Annotated in this window: 21 protein-coding genes; 11 read left to right on the forward strand and 10 right to left on the reverse strand. The window is 64.5% G+C overall.

Annotated elements, in window-relative coordinates:
* Positions 1 to 305: 305 nt before the first annotated feature.
* From ACZLZQ_RS00205 to ACZLZQ_RS00215, 3 genes are all read left to right on the forward strand, one after another.
* Positions 306 to 653 (forward strand): hypothetical protein, encoded by a 348-nt coding sequence (locus ACZLZQ_RS00205; RefSeq protein ID WP_472947526.1) that lies wholly within the window; start codon positions 306 to 308, stop codon positions 651 to 653.
* Between the two features lie 274 nt (positions 654 to 927).
* A complete protein-coding gene (locus ACZLZQ_RS00210; RefSeq protein WP_472947527.1) occupies positions 928 to 1,335 on the forward strand; it encodes a hypothetical protein in 408 nt (135 codons plus the stop codon).
* A gap of 574 nt (positions 1,336 to 1,909) precedes the next feature.
* A complete protein-coding gene (locus tag ACZLZQ_RS00215) occupies positions 1,910 to 2,686 on the forward strand; it encodes a hypothetical protein (protein WP_472947528.1) in 777 nt (258 codons plus the stop codon).
* Between the two features lie 38 nt (positions 2,687 to 2,724).
* Here ACZLZQ_RS00215 and ACZLZQ_RS00220 read toward each other — a convergent pair whose 3' ends face one another.
* On the reverse strand, positions 2,725 to 3,390 hold the full coding sequence (locus ACZLZQ_RS00220) for a hypothetical protein (protein WP_472947529.1): 666 nt from the start codon (positions 3,388 to 3,390) through the stop codon (positions 2,725 to 2,727).
* A 233-nt stretch (positions 3,391 to 3,623) separates the two neighbouring features.
* Here ACZLZQ_RS00220 and ACZLZQ_RS00225 point away from each other — a divergent pair, with 233 nt between their 5' ends.
* Positions 3,624 to 4,241 carry a hypothetical protein gene (locus tag ACZLZQ_RS00225; RefSeq protein ID WP_472947530.1) on the forward strand — a complete coding sequence of 206 codons (618 nt, stop codon included), beginning with the start codon at positions 3,624 to 3,626 and terminating at the stop codon, positions 4,239 to 4,241.
* A gap of 239 nt (positions 4,242 to 4,480) precedes the next feature.
* Here ACZLZQ_RS00225 and ACZLZQ_RS00230 read toward each other — a convergent pair whose 3' ends face one another.
* The gene (locus tag ACZLZQ_RS00230) at positions 4,481 to 4,810 is read right to left on the reverse strand and encodes a hypothetical protein (protein WP_472947531.1); all 330 of its coding nucleotides are present in this window, start codon (positions 4,808 to 4,810) and stop codon (positions 4,481 to 4,483) included.
* 107 nt (positions 4,811 to 4,917) lie between these two features.
* Positions 4,918 to 5,040 (reverse strand): hypothetical protein, encoded by a 123-nt coding sequence (locus ACZLZQ_RS00235; protein WP_472947532.1) that lies wholly within the window; start codon positions 5,038 to 5,040, stop codon positions 4,918 to 4,920.
* Positions 5,041 to 5,189: 149 nt separating this feature from the next.
* On the opposite strand from ACZLZQ_RS00235, the gene ACZLZQ_RS00240 reads away from it, so the two are divergent.
* Complete coding sequence (locus tag ACZLZQ_RS00240) at positions 5,190 to 5,729, forward strand: hypothetical protein (protein ID WP_472947533.1); 540 nt, start codon at positions 5,190 to 5,192, stop codon at positions 5,727 to 5,729.
* Here ACZLZQ_RS00240 and ACZLZQ_RS00245 read toward each other — a convergent pair.
* The 6 genes from ACZLZQ_RS00245 to ACZLZQ_RS00270 form a co-directional block, all read right to left on the reverse strand.
* A complete protein-coding gene (locus tag ACZLZQ_RS00245; RefSeq protein WP_472947534.1) occupies positions 5,726 to 6,310 on the reverse strand; it encodes a metallophosphoesterase in 585 nt (194 codons plus the stop codon). The two genes, ACZLZQ_RS00240 and ACZLZQ_RS00245, sit on opposite strands and share 4 nt — an antisense overlap.
* Positions 6,311 to 6,791: 481 nt before the next feature.
* Positions 6,792 to 7,013: a hypothetical protein gene (locus tag ACZLZQ_RS00250; RefSeq protein WP_472947535.1), complete on the reverse strand. Its 222-nt coding sequence runs from the start codon at positions 7,011 to 7,013 to the stop codon at positions 6,792 to 6,794.
* Between the two features lie 660 nt (positions 7,014 to 7,673).
* Complete coding sequence (locus ACZLZQ_RS00255) at positions 7,674 to 8,840, reverse strand: AMP-binding protein (protein ID WP_472947536.1); 1,167 nt, start codon at positions 8,838 to 8,840, stop codon at positions 7,674 to 7,676.
* Positions 8,837 to 10,132 carry a sensor domain-containing diguanylate cyclase gene (locus ACZLZQ_RS00260; RefSeq protein ID WP_472947537.1) on the reverse strand — a complete coding sequence of 432 codons (1,296 nt, stop codon included), beginning with the start codon at positions 10,130 to 10,132 and terminating at the stop codon, positions 8,837 to 8,839. The genes ACZLZQ_RS00255 and ACZLZQ_RS00260 overlap by 4 nt, the downstream gene beginning before the upstream one ends.
* A 17-nt stretch (positions 10,133 to 10,149) precedes the next feature.
* Positions 10,150 to 10,518: a hypothetical protein gene (locus tag ACZLZQ_RS00265; protein ID WP_472934916.1), complete on the reverse strand. Its 369-nt coding sequence runs from the start codon at positions 10,516 to 10,518 to the stop codon at positions 10,150 to 10,152.
* Positions 10,519 to 10,746: 228 nt separating this feature from the next.
* The gene (locus ACZLZQ_RS00270) at positions 10,747 to 12,357 is read right to left on the reverse strand and encodes an alpha/beta hydrolase (RefSeq protein WP_472947538.1); all 1,611 of its coding nucleotides are present in this window, start codon (positions 12,355 to 12,357) and stop codon (positions 10,747 to 10,749) included.
* A gap of 705 nt (positions 12,358 to 13,062) precedes the next feature.
* Between ACZLZQ_RS00270 and aspT the strand changes: the two genes are divergently transcribed.
* The 6 genes from aspT (at position 13,063) to ACZLZQ_RS00300 (ending at position 22,073) form a co-directional block, all read left to right on the forward strand.
* Positions 13,063 to 14,745 carry an aspartate-alanine antiporter gene (gene aspT, locus ACZLZQ_RS00275; protein WP_472947539.1) on the forward strand — a complete coding sequence of 561 codons (1,683 nt, stop codon included), beginning with the start codon at positions 13,063 to 13,065 and terminating at the stop codon, positions 14,743 to 14,745.
* A gap of 50 nt (positions 14,746 to 14,795) precedes the next feature.
* Positions 14,796 to 16,403, forward strand: coding sequence for a bifunctional aspartate transaminase/aspartate 4-decarboxylase (locus ACZLZQ_RS00280; protein WP_472947540.1), 1,608 nt, complete (start codon positions 14,796 to 14,798; stop codon positions 16,401 to 16,403).
* Positions 16,404 to 16,526: 123 nt separating this feature from the next.
* On the forward strand, positions 16,527 to 17,603 hold the full coding sequence (locus ACZLZQ_RS00285; protein ID WP_472947541.1) for a type II asparaginase: 1,077 nt from the start codon (positions 16,527 to 16,529) through the stop codon (positions 17,601 to 17,603).
* Positions 17,604 to 17,690: 87 nt separating this feature from the next.
* A complete protein-coding gene (locus ACZLZQ_RS00290; protein WP_472947542.1) occupies positions 17,691 to 18,755 on the forward strand; it encodes an HlyD family secretion protein in 1,065 nt (354 codons plus the stop codon).
* The gene (locus ACZLZQ_RS00295; RefSeq protein WP_472947543.1) at positions 18,752 to 21,088 is read left to right on the forward strand and encodes an ABC transporter permease; all 2,337 of its coding nucleotides are present in this window, start codon (positions 18,752 to 18,754) and stop codon (positions 21,086 to 21,088) included. Before ACZLZQ_RS00290 ends, ACZLZQ_RS00295 begins: the two co-directional genes overlap by 4 nt.
* Positions 21,081 to 22,073: an HlyD family secretion protein gene (locus ACZLZQ_RS00300; RefSeq protein WP_472947544.1), complete on the forward strand. Its 993-nt coding sequence runs from the start codon at positions 21,081 to 21,083 to the stop codon at positions 22,071 to 22,073. Before ACZLZQ_RS00295 ends, ACZLZQ_RS00300 begins: the two co-directional genes overlap by 8 nt.
* Before the next feature lie 109 nt (positions 22,074 to 22,182).
* Here the strand turns inward: ACZLZQ_RS00300 and ACZLZQ_RS00305 are convergent, their stop codons facing one another.
* Complete coding sequence (locus ACZLZQ_RS00305; protein ID WP_472947545.1) at positions 22,183 to 23,901, reverse strand: methyl-accepting chemotaxis protein; 1,719 nt, start codon at positions 23,899 to 23,901, stop codon at positions 22,183 to 22,185.
* Positions 23,902 to 24,038 lie beyond the last annotated feature (137 nt).

Raw genomic sequence — 24,038 nt, forward strand, 5'->3', positions numbered from 1 at the left:
AACGTGGTTCGAGAAGTGAGCTGACGTTTGATCAGCTGAACTCGGGACTTTTTGACGAGTCCATCACCGGATAATTTTTCCGATCCTCTAGGGTGGCCGCTTTGCTGCGGCGTCTTGGCTCCGCTGTGTCTCGATGTTGCGTTAAGCCATCCGGATCAATCCAAGAAATGATCCTGCCGGGGACTTGCCGGACGAGACCATGCGCGGGAGCCTTGGTCGTCCACTTCCGGCGCCGTCGGTTGAGCGGTTCAAAACAATCCCCACCGCCACTCATCAAACCAGGGTTACACCCGGGAGCAATCGACATGCCCTACCTCGTATTCAGCGACACGGACGCTGATGATGCCGTCACCGCGCTCGAGAATGCCAACGCGGCGATCTTGGCATTCGAGCTCGACGAGGGCGACGGCGAGGACACGTTCCTCGGCGAAGGATCCGTCTACGCACGTACCAAGGCGGAGATCGACCTCGCGATCGAGACCATCTCCAACAAGGGGCTGACGCACCGGAGCGCCGCTCAGGGTGTCTTGGCACTGTTCGGGGCAGTCCTGCTGATCACCTATGAAGACCAGTACGACCTCATCGAAGCTGCGCGTCAGATGTCGATTGCCGCTGGCGGCCGCGTCGTAGGCATCTCGCTGCGGTCCGCATAGCGGCGGCCGACAAACCGCTTATGAACACGATCTGGGTACGCGCGCGTCCGCAGCGATGCGGTCCACTCGCTACATGGGCCTGAGCCACGGACTTGCAGCTTCCCGGAGGCTCCCTCTGACGGCCAGCCGAGCCACTCGCGAGTTTCGGCAGGAAGCGTGCACGACCGACAACCTCGCCGTTCGCACAGCGGCTCGAAATTTTCGTCCACCCGCTTGCGCCCCGCTCGCATCCGAGGAACCATTTGTGGACGGACCGCGACACGAGGAGTTTTAGATGAAGACCATACCCAGCCGCATATACAAGCTTCTGATCGGCGACCAAACCATGGCAGCCATGTTCGCGGTCAAGGGCGTGTACTCTGCAGAAGAGGGCGACGACCCCTGGGTGGGCGTGGCCAGGATCCTCGAGGAACGTCTGGACGTCGACCTCATGGACCCGAAGAACGCTGGCGTTGGGATCAGGATCAACAACGAGGACTTCAGCTATCTGGCGCCGCAGCCGCAGATCGGGGTCTACACCACGATCTCGTCCCTGCTGGAGATCTACGACAACAATCGTGCCGGCTGGGACGAGCTGCATCACGAAGTCCAATATCGCTACGGGATGCTGAGCGGATCAATAGGCAACCTCATGTTCTCGCTGGTGGATGCCGAGGAAGAGCGCAAGGCTCTGGCGGCTTAGGCGGTAAGCATCCCGGCCTTCGGAAAGGGTCGGCAAGCTCTCAGGGTGAGGTGCCCTCATCCCGAGAACCAGCGGACCGTTGGTGAGACCTTCCTGCGCAGCATGCCTATTGAGCTCAGCGAACAGGCCGTCGGTTCGGTCAGGCACACCGACCTGGAAAGCAGCCGCCATGCCTCCTCCTCGAGGATGCGGCCATCCTGCGCCTCCATGCGAAGCCACCACATGAACCCACCTGTAGCATCCAGGACGGCGAGGCGTTCTTTCCGATTGATCGGCCTCAATCCAACAGGGCGAGCAGCTTTCCGAACAGTGGAGGACGACACGTCAAGCGCGTAGGCGGCGTCCTCGTAACTGCACCCGGCAGCGAACAGGCGAGCGATGTCGGTCTGCTCGACTGTCCGGGGTCGCCCCATCGTCTGTTCTAACTGTTCATGAGCGTTTGTTGAAGGTTAGCAACTTAGGCGGCGCGGCAGACCGACGAGAACCTCTAAGTCCATCGTCCAGTACAACAGCCATGGCGCAACGGTCTGTGGCTGACGGGCGTAGCCTCTCGCCTCCGCCCCTCTGCCCATGCATGGTGGCCGTCCATGCATCGGGAGCGCGCCGCATGTCTGACCTCCCGCTCGACGACGTTCATCGCCTGCTCGACGTCGTCGAGAGCGGCATTCGGGAACTCGATGCCCTCGAAGGATCCACGCTCGACGTCGCCGACATGCCCGAAATCTGCGCTGCCGTCATCGAAGTGCACGACTGGCAACAGACGGCCTACAACGGCACCCCTCTAGGGCTTGAGCCTTCGGTTCTCTCCAAGTTCATCAAGATGCGCGGGAGGGTCTCCCGTCAGACGGCACGCGTGGTCGCCGACCGCGTCAGGAGCTACCTCCGAAGCCAAGACCAAGCATCTGGAGAGGTCGACACCGATCCGGACACGATGGACGACGACTTCGACGAGGGCGCAGAGGACTCCAGGTCAGCCGCTGCGCAGGGCGCATCCCTTGCCATCGCCGCCGAGCGCTGGGTCACCGTCCCCCAGCGCAGCGAGATCCGTCGGAAGATCGAGGTCGTGGCCTCCCTCCTCGAGAGCATCATCGCGCAGGTCGGGCGGTCGAACGCGCCGCCATCCGAGGAGGCCCTGACCGCTATGGAGCGCGCCGAGCTCATCGCCATTCTCGAGACGACGCTTGCCGTCTTGAAGGCGCCGATGACTGAGAAGGGCCTCATGAAGAAGGCTGGCGAGGCTCTTGGCCGGGCCGCCGGGAAAGCCGCCGAGAAGGGCGTGCAGGAGGGTGTCGGGGCGATGATGGTCGTCGCAAAGGAACGCCTCGTCGAGCTACTGTCCCTGCTTTTCTAAAACGGCGAAGGCCCCGGCATCGCCGCCGGGGCCTTCGTTCATTCGGCGCCGATGTCGAGGATGTTCGACAGGCCGTGCGCCTCGTTCTTCGTGTCGATCCAGCGAGCCAAGACCTCCGTCGCCTCAGCGTCGGAGAGGCTGTAGCGGGGCAGCACGGAGGCTGCGTCCCCAGATGCCCACGTCGACACGATGATGTCCTTCAACGCCGCGTCGTCGTCGGGCAACGCCCCCTCATGACCGTCGAGCACGAGGTCCATCCAGACCTCGCCGCGATCGTCGAGCCAGCGCTCCATGAGAACCCTGCCTTCCGAAGGGGACACGTCGCGAAGGTCGATAAGGGCGGCGCGGCAGCGCTTGGCCAATGCCTCCAACGTCGCAGGGTGGAAAAGCTCAAGCTCGCGCACGATGTTCAGCATGATCTCGTCCAGGGGAGGCACCTCTGCCTCCGCAATCGCCTTGATCTCGACGTGCTTCTTCCAGAAGGCATCCTGCGTTTCGCGAAGGAACTGCGCGCGCGCCGAGTGCAGCACCAGCCACTCCGCCGCCTGGCGCGTCGTCAGGTGTCCTTTAACCTGAGGCACGCCAAGGAGGCCGTAGTTCTCAGGATATCGCGCGTACTCGAACTCGATCGAGTTCGCGCACGTCGTCGCCATGGGATCGCTCGGCTCGCCTCGGCCGAGCGTCTTGATCTCCTCGGCGTGCATGTGCGCTCGAACGCTCGCTCCAGAGCTCCAACGGACGTCGACGGCCTCCTTCAGATTGATCACTGTAGACATGGGATCTCCTCTCCCGGTGAGCCCAACGTTCTGCCGGCGGAGTCATCCCAGAAGAGTCTCGGTCCGCGATCGCTTTTTAATCAACTGTCGAATCCTTGGATAATTGTCTCTCGCATCGTCGCCCGTGACCCTCGACGTCCAACCCGAGGGAGAACGCACACATGCTCGCAGCCATCGTCAATGCCATGAAGTCCATGGCCTCCAGCCTCGCCGCCGCCGCGCGCTACGCGTGGTGGGCCTTCGATTGGACCCTGCACCTCCCGTTCCGCTTTCTCGGCGGCGGGTCTGGAGGCTCGGTGCCGCACCCCGGCTACCAGCCGCCCGTCGTCGACCCGACGGCCGAGCTGGCCGCTCTCGTCGACAAGCGCGGCCGCGCGCGTGCTGTGAGGGGCGCCCTGCCGAGCGATCTCGAGCCGCGCGCCGACGGCTCCGACCCGGTCGCCACGGCGGTGTTGGCGTTCGCCCGCGCGCTGCCGTCCGAACGCGACCGGGTGAACCTTCAGGCACTGTCGCCCGACCAGCTCGGCTGGCTCCTCGGTCAGTCCGCGGATAACCTCGCGCGCATGACGGCGGCCGGCGGGCTGACCTGCGGACGTCTCGCAACCGGAACGGCGGGAGGCGCCCTTGGCGTGAAGCCGTGCCGTCGTCGTGAGCCCGAGCCCGAGTTCGACGAGCCGGACCTGACGGATCGCGGCCCGGTGCGCCTGGACTACGCACCGGGCTTCGCGGCCCGCGTCGACGGCATGCGCATGGCGCCCCGGCGTCGCCGCGCGGCCTAGTCGAGGGGCATGCGTTCAAACGAAGACGGGGGCCCGGTGTTATGCCGGGCCCCCGTCTTCGTTTCAGGAGTCACGCTTTACGCGGGACTCGTCGATTTCGGGAGGTGCAATCACCCCAACGACCTTCGACTTGCCCTCGAGAGAGGCCTCCCTAAGGGCCTCCAGACGGGCAAGGGCCGCGTCTTGGGCTTCTGGCCACTCGTGCAACCCGTGAAGGCCGTGCTCAATGAAGAGGTCGCTCACTTGGCCAACACTCGGATTGCGGCATCGCGCTGGGCGACGGCGCGGCGGAGCTGCGCGATCTCGAGGCGGAGGTCCTCGGCCTCGTCCTGCGCGTCGAGTGCGGCGACCACCGCCGTCTTGGCGAGGGCAGCCATGGACTGCGCGGAGTGGCGGGCCTCGCCGAGCGCGTGGTCCCAATCTGCCATCGCGTGCGCGTCGGCACGATCAGCTCGGGCCGCGCGGATCCCGTCGATGAGACCCATCATCATCTGGTGTCCGACGACGGCGGTCAGGGCGCCCGTCGCCAGGACGGAGGACTGAACGGCGGAGGGGTTCGTAAAGGCCATGGCGGGATGCTCCTCGGATGAGGGCCGCAACCTGACGCCGACATCCGACAACGTCAACGATCGCCTACGGCCATGGCCGGCGAAGAGCTCACGATTTCGTTCGAGGTTTACGCATCCGCCGCAGCGTCGACGTCGTGCCAGTCGTCGTCGATCTCGCCGAGGGCGATGCGCTCGATGCGGTCAGCCTCGGCCTCTATCTCGTCCCACAGTGGGTAGGCTTCGTCGGTCATGGCGTTCTCCTCAAATCAAGGAGAACCCGGCCGGCGGAAGGCGACAACCCGTCCCTTGTGACCTGAAGGTCGCCCATGGCCACCGTAGGCGACCTTCAGGTCACATTGAAGCAACGCGGCCTTAACGACTGCCATGCTCTGTCGCTCGCATGGCAGACATCTATCACTACACCGACACCGCCAGGCTTCCGTGGATCATCGAGTCCGGCGAGCTGTTGCCCGGTCGCAACCGGATTGGGGGATTTCCCGAGGACTTCCTGTGGGCCTCGTCGTCGCCTCTCGGCGACCGCACGGCGACCGCGCATCGTGGCGACCACTGGCGCAGCGGCGCTCTGTGGCACGTCCGTTTCGTCCTAGACTCGACCCACTTCATTCGCTGGACGGATGCGCGTGACAACGCGGGCGAAATGCTGCCTGGGTGGACTGCCGAGCACATCCGTAAGCTGGAGTCGACGCCGGATGCCCGTCCGGACGAATGGTGGTTCCGGGATGAGCCGCTGTCCATTGCCGACGCGGACCGCTTCGAGTTCAAGAGCTACGCGAACAATGCGTGGCGTGAACTGATGGTCACCCTGCCGTTCGCCGGACCCGACGGCAGCCTCTGCATGGAAGTCGGCGATGGCGACAAGGCCTTCCGCTCGCGCCAAGAGCCCGGCGTTGCCGGAGGGCTGTCTTACAGCATCCTCTAGTCGTCCGACGGCTCCGGCTCGTCAGCCGCACCCGCAGCGCGGGCCTCGCGTTCCTCGTCGAGGATCGCCTGCTGTAGATCAAGTGTCGGCTTCAGCTCGTCGAGGGTCACCGGGCGGTAGCCCCACACATCGACGCCGACGTCGAGTGACCGCCCGATACCCGGCAGAGCGCCGTGGGAATGTCCGTACAGGTGGATCGCCCCGTAGTGCGACTTGGGCCACGTCCTCATCGCGTAGTGGTCCAAGACCACGGGGAGGTCGGCCGCCGGCATGCGGACGGCCCGGCGGTCCCGAGGCTCCGAGGACCATGGCAACGAGAGGGTAGCCCTGCCGTCGTGGTTGCCGATGATCAGGTGCTTGCGCCCGTTCAGTTTGCGGAACAGCTTCTCGACCCGTTCGGCGTCCGCTTTGAACGCGAAGTCGCCGAGGTGCCAGATGTCGTCGCTCCTCGAGACGACGGCGTTCCAGTTCGCGATGATGGCGGCGTCCATCTCCTCGACGGACGCGAACGGTCGGGCGCAGTGCTTGATGATGGATGCGTGGCCGAAGTGGGTGTCGGACGTGAAGTAGGTCTCGGGCATGGGGGTCGCTCTCGTGTCGGGGTGCGTCGGCGCGCGGCCCCGGGGAGCGGGACCGTCAGGCTGCGGGGCGACGTATGAGGTGCGAGCGCGAGATCATGGGGAGCCTTGTGCGGCGTCGCGGGGTGGGCGTCAAGCCGGCGGGAGGGGCAAACGAAAAGCCCCGGCGCGTGGCCGGGGCTTGGTGGCAGTAGCAGCGGTCCGTTAGCTCTCGGGATCCGAACCCACCCGAAGTGTCCTGCCGTCGTCGTCGCCGCCTGTTCGGCGCGGTCGCCCGAGGGAAGCTGGCGTACGCAGGGGCCAGGATCCGCATGCTCTTTGCGACAGCCCCTATGGTAGCGACGGCGATGCAGGCGTCAAAGCGGATGTCGTAGGTCTTGCGTTCCACTCCTTGATCCGAGCGATAAGGGTCTCGGCCTTTGACCAGACGTCGGATGCCCACAAGTCGTGGTAGTGGCGCTCCTCGATCATGGTCTCGACGACCTCAGTGAGAAGCTGCCTGAATCTGGGCGTGGTCGCGCTCGAACAGGAGCGCGACATGCCCCGCGATCCTTGCGTTCTCGCGAAGAGCATCCCGGCTCACCTCAGCCGCCTCCGCCCGACGAAGTGCGGACGAGAGCTGCTTGGTGAGCTTGGCGTTCTCCGCCATGAGTCCGCGGATCAGCTCCTTCAGGTCCGCGATGGTGTTCTTGTCCTCGTCGGCCATGCCGTCCTCCATCAGATCTGGAGGACCAGCATGGGGCGCCGGATCGCGCGCGCAAAACAAGCGGCGGCCGCGCCGTCGAATCTTGCGGCGAATTCGGCGACTCAGGCAGGACCGAAGGATCTGCCTCGGGACCGGACACCCCTCCCCCACCTCTGTGGACAGCGAGGAAAGACGCCCGGTGGATATGGAGTGGATATGGAAATGACCAATCAGCCATATCTTGTCGCAATTTCACGCTAGAACCCTTAATTCATCGGGGTTATAAAAACCCCATTCGTGATGGAACAGCGGACTCTGACTCCGCTAGTCTTGGTTCGAATCCAGGTTCCCCAGCCAGACCATATCAAGTGTTTCAAATCGCTATTATTTTTGGCAGCCGAGTTTCTACTCAGTGCTGTTTTCACGTCTTGGGCCCAGACCGTGAGCCCAAGGGTGATGGCCACTGCCGTCCGTAGGACTCCAAGCTCGAAGAATCCGCTCGTTGGCGACTTGGCATCACACAAGCGATCTCGAACGGCGTGGTCAGTCCGGGAATGTCTACTCGGGCCGACTTCGCTGCCAGCAAGGCTCTCTACGCGGCGGCCAAAACCCGATTGTCGTGACGGCATCTTTTGCCGCACCTCAAAGCGCATCAATGTTCGCGCAGGTTGAACGACTGTATCAGGTCCAGTCTGCGGGCTTACCCATGCCGTTGCGGGGCAGCTCGGCGCCGAAACGATATGTTTTCGGGCGTTCGACAGCGGTAAGTTTTGTCGCCGCGACCCGTTCCAGAACCTCCTCGAGCTCAGCACAAGTGACATGGGCGTCCGCAACGACAAATGCTTTCAGGCGACCACTCTCGCCGAGCCTGACAGCGACGTCGGCAACCCCATCGGTTTCGCGGAGAACAGCAGCTACCCGGTCTGGCCAGACATTCAGCCCGCCGATCTTCACGGCGTGGTCACGGCGTCCGGCCGGCCTGATGCGGCGAGGTCCCAACTGATCGATATGATCAGGCAGCGCGGCGGCAAAGCCCTTGCGGTCGACAATTTGGAATGCACCATCGCCAGAGCGGAGTTCCCAGCGCGGCAAAAGCGCGTATCCGGCCGCTGGCGCGTCGCGCATGGCAATCGCGCCCGTCTCGGAGGATCCATAGACATCGACGACCCGGCTGAAGCCGGCCTCGCGCAGGCCGGCCGCCATGCTGTCCGTGAGGACACCAGCAGAACTTACCGCGACGCACGCGGCAGGCACGGCCGGTTTCAATCGCACGAAGGCCCCCCATTGCTCCGGCACTGCGACGACCAGATCGCCCGGCATAAGACCGAGCGAACTGCCAAGCGCCCGCTCTACCACCGGAACACCGAGGGACGCTGGCAGCAGAACCGCCCAGATGATTCCATAGAGATGGTTCGCGGGCACCAGTGAAACGACCCGGCGACAGTGCGGAAACTCGGTTGCGAGATATTCCGCCTCGTCAATGATGTCGGCGACATCGTGCAGGCAGGTCTTGGGTATGCCGGTCGACCCGGAGGTTTTGACACCGAACGAGTTTTTATCCGCCTGATGACCGCGCTCGACCCAGTCGAGCCAGTCACCGGCCGTGGCTGGGGGCGTTTCCGGAAGGAGGTCGTCGCCGAGCAGGAACGTCTCGGCCAGTGCGCCAAGCGCTCCAAGCTGCTCCAGAGAGTCGAGACCCAAACCGTCGTCTCCGATGGCGGTCTCGTCCGACCAGTCCCCCGCAAGGAGATGATGCGACGAACTGCCCCGCAATCGTTGCACTTCCGTCCGGACAACGGCACCGAGAAGGCGACGCAGCGCGGAACGCTGTAAGATTTGCGCGGTCACGCGGCAGTACTGACAGCGTCTATATCCAAGGGTTGGACCCGATTGCGGCCAGCCTCCTTGGCTGCGTACAAACGTCGATCAGCGAGAGCGATGAGTTCATCGGTCGAACCCGCTGCTTCATCCAGCGCGGCACAGCCAAAACTGGCCGTCACCTTCAGCGCTCCGCCTTCGACCATGACTTCGAGTGCCTCGATCGCTTCCCGCAGCAGTTCGGCATATCTGAAGGCATCGGTCAGTCGGCACTGCGGTAGAAGCACCGCAAACTCTTCGCCGCCGAGACGCGCGAACAGTGAACGCTGCGGCAACAAGGCTTTGCAAAGCTCAGCAACACGCTGCAGGAGAATATCGCCAACGGGATGGCCATGGGTATCGTTGACGGCTTTGAAGTGGTCAAGATCGAGCACGACAAGGCCCAGCGGATGCCGGAGCTGTTCCCACCGTTTGCGTTCGCGCTCCAGCGTTTGACTGAAATGCATCCGGTTGGCGGCGCCGGTGAGGTGGTCGCGCGTGAGAAGGCGTCGCAGATCGTCGGATGCCGAGTCGCGATAGGGAACGTCGCGCAGGATAACCCGGAAGCTCACCGGGGCCTCTGCCTTTCCTCCGCGCCGAGCGACGACAAGGCGCTGGCACCAGAAGCGCTCTCCGTCCAAACGCATCTGCCAGCTTTCCTGGAGATGCCAGCCGTCTCTGGCCGCAAGCTCCATCTGGTCTCTCAAAGGCAAAATTTCGTCTGCGGTATTATAGCCGAGCGCAGCCGCGAGCGATCGCCCAACGAGCTCATCCCGGTTCTGACCGAGTTGCGTGATGAAGGCGTCGTCGAACGTGACGATCATTCCCTCTGGTGTGATGGTCACCACGGAGTAGTTATTGATCTTATCGAGGAGCGTCGAAAACCACGCATTGGCCTGACTTAACCGCTCTTCTTGTGCGACTTGCCGGCTGATATCGCTCAAGGTGACCATATGCCGGTTTGGTCCGAGCTTGATGATCGCGCAATCGAGCACGACCGGCTGGCCGCCAATGCGGCCTTTGCCGAGATCGACGACGATGCGGTGATTCTCGCAAACCCGCCCGGCCTGTTTTGGAAAGCTGGTGACGAGGTTACGCAGTTCGGGAGCGTGTTGCTCGAAGGCTGCGAAAAGGTTGCCGACATCGCGTTGAGCGGCCACCGGCAGCAGAAGCTGCATGGCATGCGGGTTGATCATGGCGATCTCGCCCTTGCCATCGCACTCGATGAGTCCGATGGGACAGGCGTACAGGAACTCGAGCAGTCTCTCTTCGTCGGAAGCCAAGCTCTCGATCCTCTGTCTCAGCGCTCGATCAGGATGTATCGAAGCGGATGGCTGGCCGAGGCAAGAAGCCGAAGCCTCACGCGCGTTGGACGCATGCGCAGCGTCAGCACATAGGGCACGATCGCATCGAGTTCGGGTTCATCTTCAAACCGCTGAGCAACCATGAAGTTGTTCATGCACTGCCCAACTGCCTCGAAGAACGGAACACCCAAAACGGTTTCCGCATCGAGCCCGGCCATACGAGCCTCCGCAGCATTGTAAACCTCGACGGCCGTATTGGGGGAAATTCCCACAACCCCGAAGCTGAGTGCGTCGCACTCAGCTTTTCCCATGGTTTCGAGATCCGTCAGCGTGACCGTCTCGAACGTCCTGTCTTGCAATGCCAAAATCCACTCTCCCTGTTCTCCACAGGCTACAGTAGGTTCGCTAAAGAATGACTATCGGGTCCAAATAGTTCGTAAGGCTGAGTTGGAGGGCGTACTCACCAAGCCAAAGGCCGCCCGGCTAAGGACGATTCGGGTCATCATGGCAGGACGCCAGCCGTATGATTAGTTCCTCCTCGATCGAGCCTTTCCTCAGATGTTCCGATGAAACTCTCCTTTTCGGCCAGTCCGCTACGAAGGCGGGCTGGCTTGGTCCGGAGCACGGGCGGCGAAGAGGTCTTTCAGCCGCTGGAGCGTGGCGGCATCCAAAGCGGGAGGATCCGTCACCGCGCGCCAGGCGTCGATGTAGTGCTGCGGCGCATAGAGATGGCCGAAGCCGATCGGACTGGTCGTGGCGATCGCCATGTCGAAGGCGAGCTGCAGCATGGTGACGACCGGGAGCCAGCGAAACTCCGGTGCGACGTCGGGCCCGCGCGGGTCTTTCATCCAGTCCGGCTCGCGGTAAAGGCTCGACAGTTCAAAGAAGGTGACGGGATCGCTGGCATACTGAAGAAATGCGATCCGCACCGGACCAAACGGCGCCCCTTCGTCGAAGCCGCCGTTCTGGTTGCCGAAACGGACCACGGAACCGTCGCGGAAGCGGGGCCGCCAGGCCGGCGTCCCGGGAACCCTTGTTTGCGTCATCTCCCGCCAGGTGGCGCTGCCGAAGGGAGGGCCGCTCCAGAGCGCCCCGTTGAAAGGATCGGCGATCACGTCATAGAGGTCGGCCGACAGCATCGAGTTCATCGCCCCGAGGCTGAGCCCGTAGAGATACAGGCGGGGCCGACTGTCTCGGGGCAGCGCTGTCCAGTGCCGGTAGACGGCGTTGAACAGGGCGCGTCCGGCTTCCGAACCGTAGCCTGGCTCGACCATCAAGGAGAGAAAGCTGTTGAGGTAGGAGTATTGCAAGGCGACCGAGGCGATATCCCCGCGGTGAAGATACTCGACCGTATCGAGCGCCGCGGGGTCAACCCAGCCGGTTCCGGTGGGAACGACAACGACGAGAACGGACCGGCCGAAGGCGTCCACCCGCAGCATTTCGTCCAGTGCGAGCTGCGCGCGCTCTTCCACCGTTGGCCGCGAGTTCAGGCCGACGTAAATCCGCAACGGCTCGCGGGCGCTCGTGCCGAAGAAGCGGCCGATCGCCTCACCCGTCGGACCAGACGCGACGAAGGCACGCCCCTGCGCCCCCAGCGTTTCCCATGCCACCAGGGAGCTCGAACTCCCGGTCTTCTCCGGCATGGAAGGCGGTGCGAGGTCGACATCGACATACTGGTCGATCTCGCGCAGCGAGCTGTCGGCAAGCTTCAGGACGCCCCTGAACACGATCCCGTCCGCGATCGCCAGGAAAACACAGAGGGCAGCGGCTGCACCGACCAGCCAGGCGAGGCGCGGCGGCAAGGAACGGCGCCGCATTCGCCCGGCGATGAACGCGGTGGCCCGGCGGAAAATCCTCGCCAGCGCCAGCAGGACGGCAAAAAGGCCGGCCGCGATCAGCGCGACCTCGACAGGGTAAATCGTCTCGATCGGATCCATGCCCATCACGCTGCGGACCGAATTCTGCCACGCCGCAGCTTTCGACAGGACGAAGGCAACTAGGAGCGCGCACAGGAAAGCCGAGGACCGGACGACGACCATGCGCTGGCGCTCTGATCCTTCCGGAAGCTCGGCAAAGCGCCATACGGCCCGGATGCAGACGCCAAGGAGATACCCGACCGAGAGCGACGTCCCAGACAGCAAGCCTTGGATGACCGCGTCGCGCGGCAGAAGACTGGGCGTCAGCGACGCCGCGAGCAGGAGCATGCCGACGAAGAGCCCCTTTCGGGAAAGAGGCGCTAAAGGCCGTAGTGACATGCCCCGCCCCTCATATGGCTCACTGCGGACAATGCCAGGCCGTGAATGTTCCGCTTCCATACCCTCGCATCGTTTTCCGCCGACAATCAATTCGGCTTGGGCAACCGTCCTTGATCGCGTGGGTGAACATCGGGTCTCGATACGCCCTACTGCCTGACGAGCTCAACACTTGTGAATGTTTGCAGGCCATACAAATAGACATACATGTAAAACTACATTGACACATCGTTACTTGATGATTAACCTCCTACTCGAATTAGTGAATATTTTGTAGTGATGCCGACCTACAGTTCCAATCGCGCACAAGCAGGGAGTGGGGCTGAAGGGGTTCCAGCAACTCTCACCAAGTTCCACAGGTAAGCACGCCGCGCACTATGTCTGTCGCGATAGCAGCACGTCATAAGCACATGAGGCATCGCCGCAGTGCGCAGGCTCTTTTGCCTGTCGGTAGCGCCACCGTTTGAAGCCTTCATCAAACGCGGAAAATGTCCAAGCCTACTGACAGCCGAGTACCGGGGGAAACTGCCGAGGCCGCCGCGAAACGAGTTGTGGCTTTCTCCCCTGCGGCCGGCTCGGCCATGCTTCCGGCATCTTACCGCAGCCCGTCGTGCCGGCACGGCGTCATCCCCTCTAACGGCGACCCCTGGGATCCGGATGAGCGACTGGGTTGTGAACACGTTGCGCCAGTACCCGGAGCTCGCGATCTTCGTTGCGCTCGCCATCGGGTTCTGGATAGGGCCGAAGAAGATCGCGGGATTCAATCTCGGCAACGTCACGGCGACGCTGCTGGCCGCCGTCGCCATCGGCCAGCTCGGGATCGCGGTGCCCGGGCCGATCAAGTCGACCTTCTTCATGCTGTTTCTGTTCGCCGTCGGCTATGGCGTTGGCCCGCAGTTCTTCGCGGGGCTGAGCAGAGATGGGCCCAAGCAGGTCGTGTTCTCGGTCCTCGTGCTTTCCCTGTGCCTCCTGGTGCCGCTCGCCTGCGCGACGATCGCCGGCCTCGACATGGGCTACGCCGCAGGCCTCTATGCCGGCTCGCAGACGACGTCCGCCGCCATCGGCGTGGCGACCGATCAGATCAGCCGGCTCGGGCTCCCGGCCGATCAGGCGAAGGCCTATGCCGACGCCATCCCGATCGCCTATGCCGTCAGCTACATCTTCGGCACCATCGGCTCGGCGATCCTTCTCGCCCAGGTGGGTCCGAAGATGATCGGTGTCGATCTGGCGAAGGCCTGCGCCGAGTACGAGATCGAGATGGGCGGCGTGAAGGGCCGCGACGCCGGCGTGTTCTCGGCCTACCGCAACGTCGATGTCCGCGCCTACCGGGTGGACTCGGCCGTGCTGACCGGCAAGCCGGTCGCCGAGCTGTTTCCCGACCTTCGCATCTTCATCGAGCGCGTACGCCGGGGGGACCGGATCTTCGATGCCGATGCCGCGACGGTCCTGGCGCCGGGCGACATCGTCGCCATTTCAGGACCCCGCCCGATCCTCGTCGAGCAGATCGAAAGCATCGTCGCGGAGGTCGACGATCGCGACCTCCTCGACATCCCGGTGGAACAGGCGGAGATCTTTGTCCGCAGCCGGAAATATTCGGGCCACACGCTGAGCGAACTGGCCGACGAGCCCGTCACGCGCGGCATCTATCTGCGCAAGATCATGCGCAACCTCATCGAAATCCCGGTGCTGCCGGAGACGGAGGTGCTGCGCGGCGACATCCTGACGGTGCAAGGCAGCCGGACGCATGTCGACGCCCTGGTGAAGGCGGTCGGGTTCGCCGATCGCCCGGTGGAGGCCACCGACCTGATGGTGGTGGCGGCCGGGATCGTCATCGGCGGACTGGTGGGCGCGATCAGCGTTCCCGTCGCCGGCATTCCCCTCGGCCTGTCGACGTCCGGCGGGGCGCTGCTGGCAGGCTTGCTGCTCGGCTATGTCAGGACGATCCATCCGACCTTCGGCAGCATTCCCGGCCCGGCTTTGTGGCTGCTCAACACGCTCGGCCTCAACGTCTTCATCGCCGTCGTCGGCCTCAACGCAGCGCCGGGCTTCGTCGCCGGCCTGCAGCAGGTCGGGATCAGCCTCTTCCTCTGGGGGGCGGTGGCGACCGCCATCCCGCTCCTGTTTGCGATCCTGCTGGGGCACTTCGTCTTCAAGTTCCACCCCGCGATCCTCTTCGGCATCTGCGCCGGCGTCCGGACCACGACGGCGGCCCTCGGCATGATCCAGGAGACCGCGCGCAGCAAGGTCCCCGCCCTCGGCTACGGCCTGCCCTATGCCGTCGGGCAGATGCTGCTGACGATCTTCGGAATGGTGATCGTCCTGATGACGCAGAACGGCTGAGCACGGTCGCGCGCTCGGCACCCTCGTAACATGCTCTGGGAGGAGCCCTCATGGATGATCACCGCCTGGCCCCCTACGAGGCGCTCAGCCCCTTCGAGATCAAGGACTTCCTGTCCAAGGCGGCGCTGAAGTCGTCCTCCACCTCCGCCTCCGCGCTGACCTACATCAATGCCGGCCGGGGCAATCCCAACTGGATCGCGACGGCACCGCGCGAGGCCTTCTACACCCTCGGCCAGTTCGCGATCACCGAAAGCAAGCGGGTGATGGATCTCCCGCCAGGGATCGGCGGCATGGCGAGGCCAGCCGGCATTGCCGAGCGGGCCGAGGCATGGCTGGCGGCGCACGCGGCCTTGCCGGGCGCGACGAACCTTGCGGCGATGATCAAGTGGACGATCCAGCATTTTGGCTTCGAGCCCGACAAGTTCGTCCATGAACTGGTCGACGCGATCAACGGCGACAACTATCCAGTTCCCGACCGGATGCTGGTGCACAACGAGCAGGTGGTTCGCGAATACCTGCAATGGGCGATGTGCGGGGACCCGAAACCCGCCGGCAAATTCAACATCTACGCTGTCGAGGGCGGCACGGCGGCGATGTGCTACATCTTCAAGTCTTTGAAATCCAACCGGCTGGTCAATCCGGGGGATACGATCGCGCTGGGCGTTCCGATCTTCACCCCCTATCTCGAAATGCCGCATCTGGAGGATTTCGCGCTGGAGGTCGTCGACATCCGCGCGACGCAGGAGAACCATTTCCAGTTCAGCGATGCGGAACTGGACAAGCTGCTCGACCCGAAGATCAAGGCGTTCTTCGTCGTCAATCCCGGCAACCCCAGCGCCATCGCCTTGTCGGACGCGGTCATCGCCAAGATCGGCGAGATCCTCGAGAAACGCCCGGACCTCATCCTTCTGACCGACGATGTCTATGGGACCTTCGTGCCGGGCTTCCGGGGGCTGATGGGGGCGTTCCCCTTCAACACGATCGGGGTCTACTCCTACAGCAAGTATTTCGGGTGCACCGGATGGCGGCTCGGGACCATCGCGGTGCACGAAGACAATGTCTTCGACAGGCTGATCGCCGCTCTGCCCGAGGAGACGCTCCGTCTGATCGACAAGCGGTACGGCGCCCTGACGCTTACGCCCCGCGACATCAGCTTCATCGACCGCATCGTCGCCGATAGCCGCGACGTCGCGCTGAACCACACGGCCGGGCTGTCGCTGCCGCAACAGGTGATGATGATGCTGTTCTCGATCAGCGAGCTGATGGATGTCCGGAAGGACTACCAGCGCGGCTGCATCGGCATCGTCAAAAAACGCGTGGAAGCCGCGATCGAGGGACTGGGGATCGACGTCGGAAAGGACAGTCACTTCGACTATTACTATGGCTTGATCGATTTCGAATTCTGGATGCGCAAGTATGTCGGCGCGGAGGTCGTCGACTGGGTCAAGGGCAATGTCCATCCGCTGGATCCGGTGTTCAAGCTCGCCGAGGATCATGGGATCGTGCTCTTGAACGGCAGCGGCTTCGATGCGCCCGCCTGGTCCGTGCGCGTCTCCTTCGCCAACCTGCCGGACCATGTCTACGACAATATCGGGCGCGCCATCCGCAGCGTCGCGGCGGGATACGCGGCCGCGTACGAGGCCAGCAAGACAGCCTGAGACGAACCAGGACCGGGCGCTCTGTCGGCGGCTCGGTCCGCGGCCGGCAATGCCTCCTGTGAAGAGCGACGCTGGAGGATTTGCGGGGCAAACAGGCTTGCTGGCTGAGGCAGGGAGGAAACCGTGGGCAGTTCATGGATGAGCTTGGTGATGATCGCAGGCGCGGCGGCGTTGCTGGCGGGGGCCGTGGGAACCGTGCAAGCCGAACAAGGCGCCCAGCGCGTCACGATCCTCGCAACGGGCGGGACCATCGCCGGCGCGCAGGCGCCGGAGGGCGGCTACGGCTACACATCCGGCTCCTTCGACATCAAGGATCTCGTGGCCGCGGTTCCCGGCCTCGACAAGCTCGCCGTCATCTCCGGCGAGCAGGTGGTCAACATCGGCAGCCAGGACATGAGCGACGCGGTCTGGCTGACCTTGGCCAAGCGGGTCGAGGCCTTGTCCGCGTCGCCCGACGTCGACGCGCTGCTCGTCACCCACGGCACCGACACGATGGAGGAGACGAGCTATTTCCTCAGCCTCGTCACCCGGTCGACAAAGCCGATCGTTTTCGTCGGATCGATGCGACCGGCGACGGCCGTCAGTGCGGATGGGCCGAGCAATCTCTATAACGGCGTGGCGGTGGCCACCGACCCCGAGGCGGTGGGGCGGGGCGTGCTGGTGGTGCTGAACGACCAGGTTCACTATGCCCGCAACGTCGCCAAGCTGAGCACGACCGACGTGCAGACCTTTCAAAGCGGCAATCGCGGCCTTGCCGCCGTGTCCAATACCGGCGTCGTCACCTGGTTTGCCAAGCCTGCGTCGCGATGGGGCCCGTCCAGCGAGTTCGGCATCGAGGGTCTTGAGAGCCTGCCGCGGGTCGACATCCTCTACGCCCATGCCGGAATGAGCCCCGACCTGATCGACGCCGCCGTGGAGAAGGGAGCGAAGGGTCTGGTGATCGCGGGCGTCGGCGACGGCAACATGACCGGCCCGGCTCTCGAGCGGGTGGCCGCTGCGGTGAAGGCCGGCGTCGTCGTGGTCCGCAGCACCCGGCTGCCGTCCGGAATTGTCTACCGGAACAACGAGGTGGACGACGACAGTCTGGGGCTCGTCGCGTCCCTCGAGTTGAACCCGGCCAAGGCCCGGGTGCTGCTGAAGCTGGCCCTGACGAAGACGAAGGATGCCGCCGACATCCAACGGATGTTCCGCGAATACTGAAGCACCGCCGCCAGTGCCGTCGACCACAGCGCCTTCGATCCCAGTGCATGAAAGACCGAGCAATCTGACTTCCGGGGCCATTGGACGATGACTGCAGAGAGCGAGCCGGGGGCGCATTTCGGTCCCCTTTCGACCGAGCCGCCGATCCCCGCACCCACAAAGCCTGTCCTGTCGAAACTGCCGGCCCTCCTCGCCGGCCTGATCATGGCGGCGATCTTCGGGCTGTCGCTCTGGTATCTGCTTCTGCCGCTACCCCTCCTGATCCAGGGCGAGGCAGGGGCAACCCGGATCGACATTGCGGCCCGCGTCGATGGCCGGGTCGCCGGCCGCCCGGTGACGCGCGGCGAGAATGTGCGCGCCCAACAGGTCCTCTTCGAGATCGACAATCCCGAGATCCAGATGCGCGCCAACGAGGCGCGGGCAGCGCTCGCCGTGGCTGAGGCCGATCTCGCGAGGATCGAGGCCGGAACCCGTGCGGAGGTGATCGCACAGAAGAAGGCTGCCATCGAGAGCGCTGCGGCAGACCTCGCCACGGCCAAGTCCACCCATGCCAGGGTGTCGGCCCTGACCGCCAGGGGCAATGCGACACTCCAGAGGCTCGACGAGGCCACGAACGCACTGCAAATCGCGCAGCAAGGGGCAGAACAGGCCAAGCTTGCCTATGACGAGGCGGCCGCGGGTTCGACGCGTGAAGAGCGGGGCGTGGCCTCGGCCAATGTCGCGCGGGCGCAAGCCGCCGTCGCGACGATCCAGACCCAGATCGACGAGCTGATCGTCCGAGCGCCCTTGGCGGCGCAGGTCTACCAGATCGGCACGGAGGTCGGCGAATTCGTCTCACCCGGCGTGCAGTTGATGTCCCTGGTCGACCTTTCCGACGTCTGGCTGCGCTTCGATCTGCGCGAGGATCTCGTCCGAGGCTTGAAGGTCGGCGATCGCTTCCGGATGCGCGTGCCGGCGCTTCAGGATCGGGAGATCCTGGTCGAGGTGCGCTGGATCTCCGCCAAGGGCGAATATGCCGGCTGGCGCGCCACGCGGGCGACGGGCGATTTCGACCTCAGGAGCTTCGAGGTGCGGGCCTATCCGGTGGAGCCGAACCCCGAGCTTCGCCCGGGCATGAGTGTCTATGCCGAAGCGCCGGCCGGGCGCCCATGAGGCGGCCCCCCGCCCCTGGCTTCTTCCTCGTCGCCCGGCGGGAGTGGCGCTGGATGCGCCGGGATGGCGTCGCGCTCTTTCTGGCATTGGGAATGCCACTCCTCGCCTTTGCCTTGCTCGCCCTCACCTTTGGCAATGCCGTCATCCGCGACCTGCATGTCAGCATCGTCGATGCCGACCGCACGCCGACCTCGATGCTCTATGTGCAGGCGGTGTCGTCGTCTCCGTCGGTCATCGTCTCCGAGCGGTCGACAGATCTCAACGGCGCCATGCAGGCCATCCGTTCGGGGCAGGCGATCGCGGCTGTCTACATCCCGCCGGACTTCGAGAGATCCCTTCTCGCGGCAAAGCGCCCGCAGATCGTCGTCTTCTACAACAGACAGTTCTTCACGCCCGGCAACACGGCGGCCAATGCCGTCTCCGCGGCGCTGGGTTCGGTCACGGCGACCCTCTCGCCGCCGGTTCGCAGCGCCGCCTTCAGGCCGGGGGCTTTGGTGGTCGAGCAATATGTGCTGACCAATCCCGCGCTGAACTTTGCGCAGTTTCTGCTGCGCTCGGTTCTCCCGACCGTGCTGCATGTCGTGACCGCCATCGCTGCGGGCTATGCGGTTGGCTCGGAGTTCTCCCGTCGCAGCATGGGCGCTTGGCTGAAGGCGGCGGGGGGAAGCCCGCTGGTCGCCATCCTCGGCAAGCTGACCCCGCTCTTCGTCCTCTTCGCCGTGATGATGGCGGCCGTTTCGGTCATCGTCGAGGGCGTGTTCCAGATCCCGTTCCGCGGCGACGCTTTGCAGGCGGCGGTGGCGGCATGCCTTTTGCTGATCTCCTATCTCGCCATCGGCGCCCTTCTGCAGCTTCTGGTGCGGAACCTCGCGCTCGGCCTCAGTCTGACAGCGATCGTCTGCTCGCCCGCTTTCGGCTTTGCGGGCGTCGGCTTTCCGCTCTTTGCCATGAACCCGTTTGCGCATGCCTGGGGATCGCTGCTGCCGCTGCGCTGGTACATGCAGATCCTGTTCGAGCAGGCGGCCCGCGGCCTGCCGACCGCCGTCTCGGCCGGGCCCTTCGCGATCCTCGCCCTGTTTGCGGCCGGCACCGCCGCGCTCGCCTGGATGCGCCTTGGCAGCGTCGCGAAAACCTTTCGCCCCTTGCCCAGACCCCGCCCGGCCGCCCCGCAGGCAACCGTCACCGGCGTAGGCCCGGCCATGGCCGCGGAAATGCGCCGCATCCTCAGTGACCGCGGGGTCTTCGCCCTGATGGTGCTGGCGCCACTTGTCTACGGCGCGCTCTACCCCCAGCCCTATCTCGGCCAGGTCCTCCGGGACATTCCGGTCGCCGTCGTCGACCAGGATGGCACCGAGCTCAGCCGCGCTCTGGTTCAGACCCTCAATGCCGACGAGGCGGTCATGGTCGCGGCGCAGACGAAGTCACTTGCGCAAGCGCAGGCAGCTCTCGCGCGCGGCGAAGTGTTCGCCATTCTCGCTATTCCACAGGGAACCGCGCGGGAAGTGCTGCGCGGCCGCATGGCAGGGATCGCGGCCTATGTGGATTCGGCCTATTTCCTTCTCTTCAACCGAACCCTCCAGGGCATACGGGAAGCGGCCGGCGTGGTCTCGGCAGAGGTCGCGGCCAACGGCGCGCGCCCCGATGGCAGCCTGGCGCTGGCAGGTCTCGTGCGCGCCTCCCCCATCGAGGTGGTCTCGCAGCCACTGTTCAACCCGACCGGCGGCTATGCCAGCTACATCGTCCCCGCGGCATTCGTGCTGATCCTGCAGCAGACCCTTCTCATGGGCTCGGCCATGCTGGGCGGCATCGCTTTCGAGGAGGGCGGGGCGGCTGCAAGACGGCGGCGCGGCACCGCCCGGGCGATCCTCGGCCAAACGCTGGCCCATCTCTGTTCCGCGTCTCCGGGCGCCGCGCTCTACCTGTTCGTCCTCCCCCGGCTGTACGGCTTCTCGACGCTCGGGGCCCCCCTGGACATCGTCGCGATGGCCGTACCCTTCCTCATCGCCAGCAGTCTTCTCGGGCAGCTCGTCGGGGAATGGTTCGAGCGCCGGGAAACCGCGGTCCTCCTCTTCGTCGCGACCAGCGTCCCGCTGTTCTTCATGGTCGGCGTCGCATGGCCGCTCGAATCCATTCCCGACGTGCTGCGCAACGCCAGCCGCATCTTTCCCAGCACGTCGGCGATCGACGGGCTGGTCCGGATCAACCAGATGGGCGCCAGCCTCCAGGACGTCACAAGGGACTGGACGACCCTCTGGATGCTGACCGGCATCTATGCCGCGCTTGCCGTGCTGGCGGCCACCGTGATGCGCCGCCGGGAGACCCAAAATGGCTAGACCGCTGCGGCGCATTGCGCCTGCGCTCCTTGTTCTCGTCGGTGCGGGTGCCGTCGCGGCCGTCTCCTACAGCGCCGGGACCGGGGGGCGCCTGTCGACAACGGCGATCGTCGGCCTCGTGCGGGAGACCGAGGTCAAGATCGCAGCGGAAGTGGACGGCCGCCTGGCGGCCTTGGCGGTGACACCGGGCCAACGCGTGAAGAAAGGTGACGTGATCGCCGTTCTGAGCAGCCCCACGCTTGATGCAACCTTCGAAGAGGCCAAAGCCTCGGCGGCCAAGGCCCGGGCCGATCGCGCGCGCGTCTATGCCGGCATGCGCAAGGAGCTGGTCGATATCGCCCGGCGAAATGTTGAGATCGCCGAGTCGAACCGGAACCTGGCGAAGCAGCAATTCCAGAGGGTGGACACGCTGGCGGCGCGAAATGTCCAGAGCCAGCAGAATCGGGACGAGACGGCCGGCGCGCTTCGAAAAGCGGAGGCAAGACACCGGCTACAGCAAGCCGACTATCAGCGGAGCATGGCGGGTCCGACGGCGGAGGAAAGGGCGAGCGCGGACGCAGATCTGGCCTTGTCGGAAGCCCGGATGGCCCTTGTCGCCGCCAAGCGCGCCAAAACCAACCTTCTCGCCCCCGCCGATGGGGAGGTCCGGCTGATCGTCGCCTCCCCCGGGGAGGTCATCCCGCGCGGCCAGACCGTCGTCACTCTGGAAGCCGGAGCGGACCGATGGTTCGCGTTCACCTTGCGCGAAGACCGGCTCGGGGCTTTACGGGTCGGCGCCGAAATCACGCTGACGGATGCCAAGGACCGCTCATTTAAGGCGCACGTCACCGAACTGCGCGCGCTCGGCGAGTTTGCCACCTGGCGCGCCGCAAGGGCGGTGGGCGACCATGACCTCAACAGCTTCCTGCTGCGCGCCGAGCCCAAGGAGGCCGTGGCCGACCTGGACACCGGAATGAGCGTCTGGCTGGAACCCGGCCTGCGCTGAGCGCGCGTCCGTTCCTGCGAGAACTCGTAGCCGGCCATATTTCAAGAGTTCATGATCTCCACCCGCACCGGTGCGCGGTGCAGTGAGGGACCTAACTTTACAGGGATGCCTAGGACGCTATCAGCTGTAGTCCGAAACGTTGGGACCTCTGGCGGTCAGCGCTGGAGCGGCGTCCGGTCACTTGGTCGTCCTCAGTCTGGAACTGCAGCAGCTGCTGATTCAGCGCGTGCACTTCGGCGGCCAAGCTGTTGCTCGCCGCCGTCGATTCCTCGACCATCGCGGCATTTTGCTGCGTGCCGTGGTTCAGCGTGCCGAGCGCGACGTTGATTTCCTGGAGACCGACCGCCTGTTGGCGGGCCGAAGAGACGATCGCGATGACGTGGGCGTGGATCTCGGTGACCTCGCCCACAATGGCCTGCAGCGCCTCGCCGGTTCGCGAGACCAGGTCGACGCCCGCGCTGACCTGCCGACCAGACGACGAGATCAAGCTCTTGATCTCCTTGGCAGCCTCTGCTGAACGCTGGGCGAGCCCGCGCACTTCCTGGGCGACGACGGCAAAGCCACGGCCAGCCTCCCCCGCCCGGGCCGCCTCGACGCCGGCATTCAGCGCCAGGAGATTGGTCTGGAAAGCGATCTCGTCGATGACGCCGATGATCTTGCCGATCTCGTCGGAGGAATGGGCGATCTCGGCCATCGCCGCCGTCGCCTTCGCCACGACCTGGCCCGACAGTTCAGCCCCGCCCTTGGTACGGGACACGAGCTCGCCGGCCTCGTCAGCCCGCTTGCTGGAGGTGTTGACCGCCGCCGTGATCTCGGACAGCGCTGCCGAGGTTTCTTCGAGAGCCGCCGCCTGCTGTTCGGTCCGCTGGGCGAGATCGTCCGCGGCGATGCGGATCTGATCGGCGCCGTTGCCAATCTCCAGGGCATTGACGCCAACGGACCGGAGCGTATCTCGCATGTGCTCGACGGAGGAGTTGAAGCTGACCCGCAGCGGCTCGAGAGAGGGGATGAACGGGCGATCCAGCCGCTGCACGAGGTCCCCCTTCGCCAGTCGGTCGAGCGCTTCGTCGAGGCGGTTCACGACGCAAACGCGCTCCGTGACATCCGTCGCGAACTTCGTCACCTTCACCACCTTGCCATTGAGGTCGAAGATCGGGTTGTAGGACGCCTGGATAAACACAGACCGGCCGTCCTTGCCGATGCGCTTGAACTCGTCGGCGATGAACTCGCCGTTCCGCAGCCGCTCCCAGAAGACGGCGTAGGCGGACGCCAGTGCGACCGCGGGCTCGACGAAGATCCGATGATGACGGCCGATGATTTCCTCGAGCCGGTATCCCATCGTGGCGAGGAAATTGGCGTTGGCGGCGATGATCTCGCCGGTCGGCGTGAACTCGATCAGCGCCTGCGCCCGGCCGATGGCGTCGATCTTCGCGGACTTCTCGATCTGTTCGAGCTTGGATTCCGTGATGTCGTTGGCGAACTTGACGATCTTGTGCGGCTTGCGCCCCGGCCGGGCCACCGGATTGTAGTTGCCGCGGATATAGACCTGCTTGCGGTTCCGACCGTACCGCAGAAACTCGCTGCACTCGAACTCACCATCGCTGAGCCGCTTCCAGAAAGACGCGTATTCCGGCGACGCCGCATAGCCCTCGTCGAGGAACAGCCGATGATGCTGCCCGACGATGTCCGATAGCGAATAGTCCATCAGCGCGCAGAAATTGGCATTGGCGGTAAGGATGGTACCATCCATCGCAAACTCGATCGTCGCCATCGATTTGTCGAGCGCAGCCAGCAGCAGGTCGGATTTGGTCGGGAAAAAGTGGTTCACGTCGGTCTCCGGGGCGACAACCAACAGCCGGTCTCGCGCGGCGGACCGTTAGGCGCTTAACTTCTAAGAGGGCCCTAAGATTCCCTGTCGAATTGCTCACTGTCGCAAATGATCATGGAAAATGAGCAATAGACTGG

The organism is Mesocryomonas lacus (assembly GCF_055730105.2).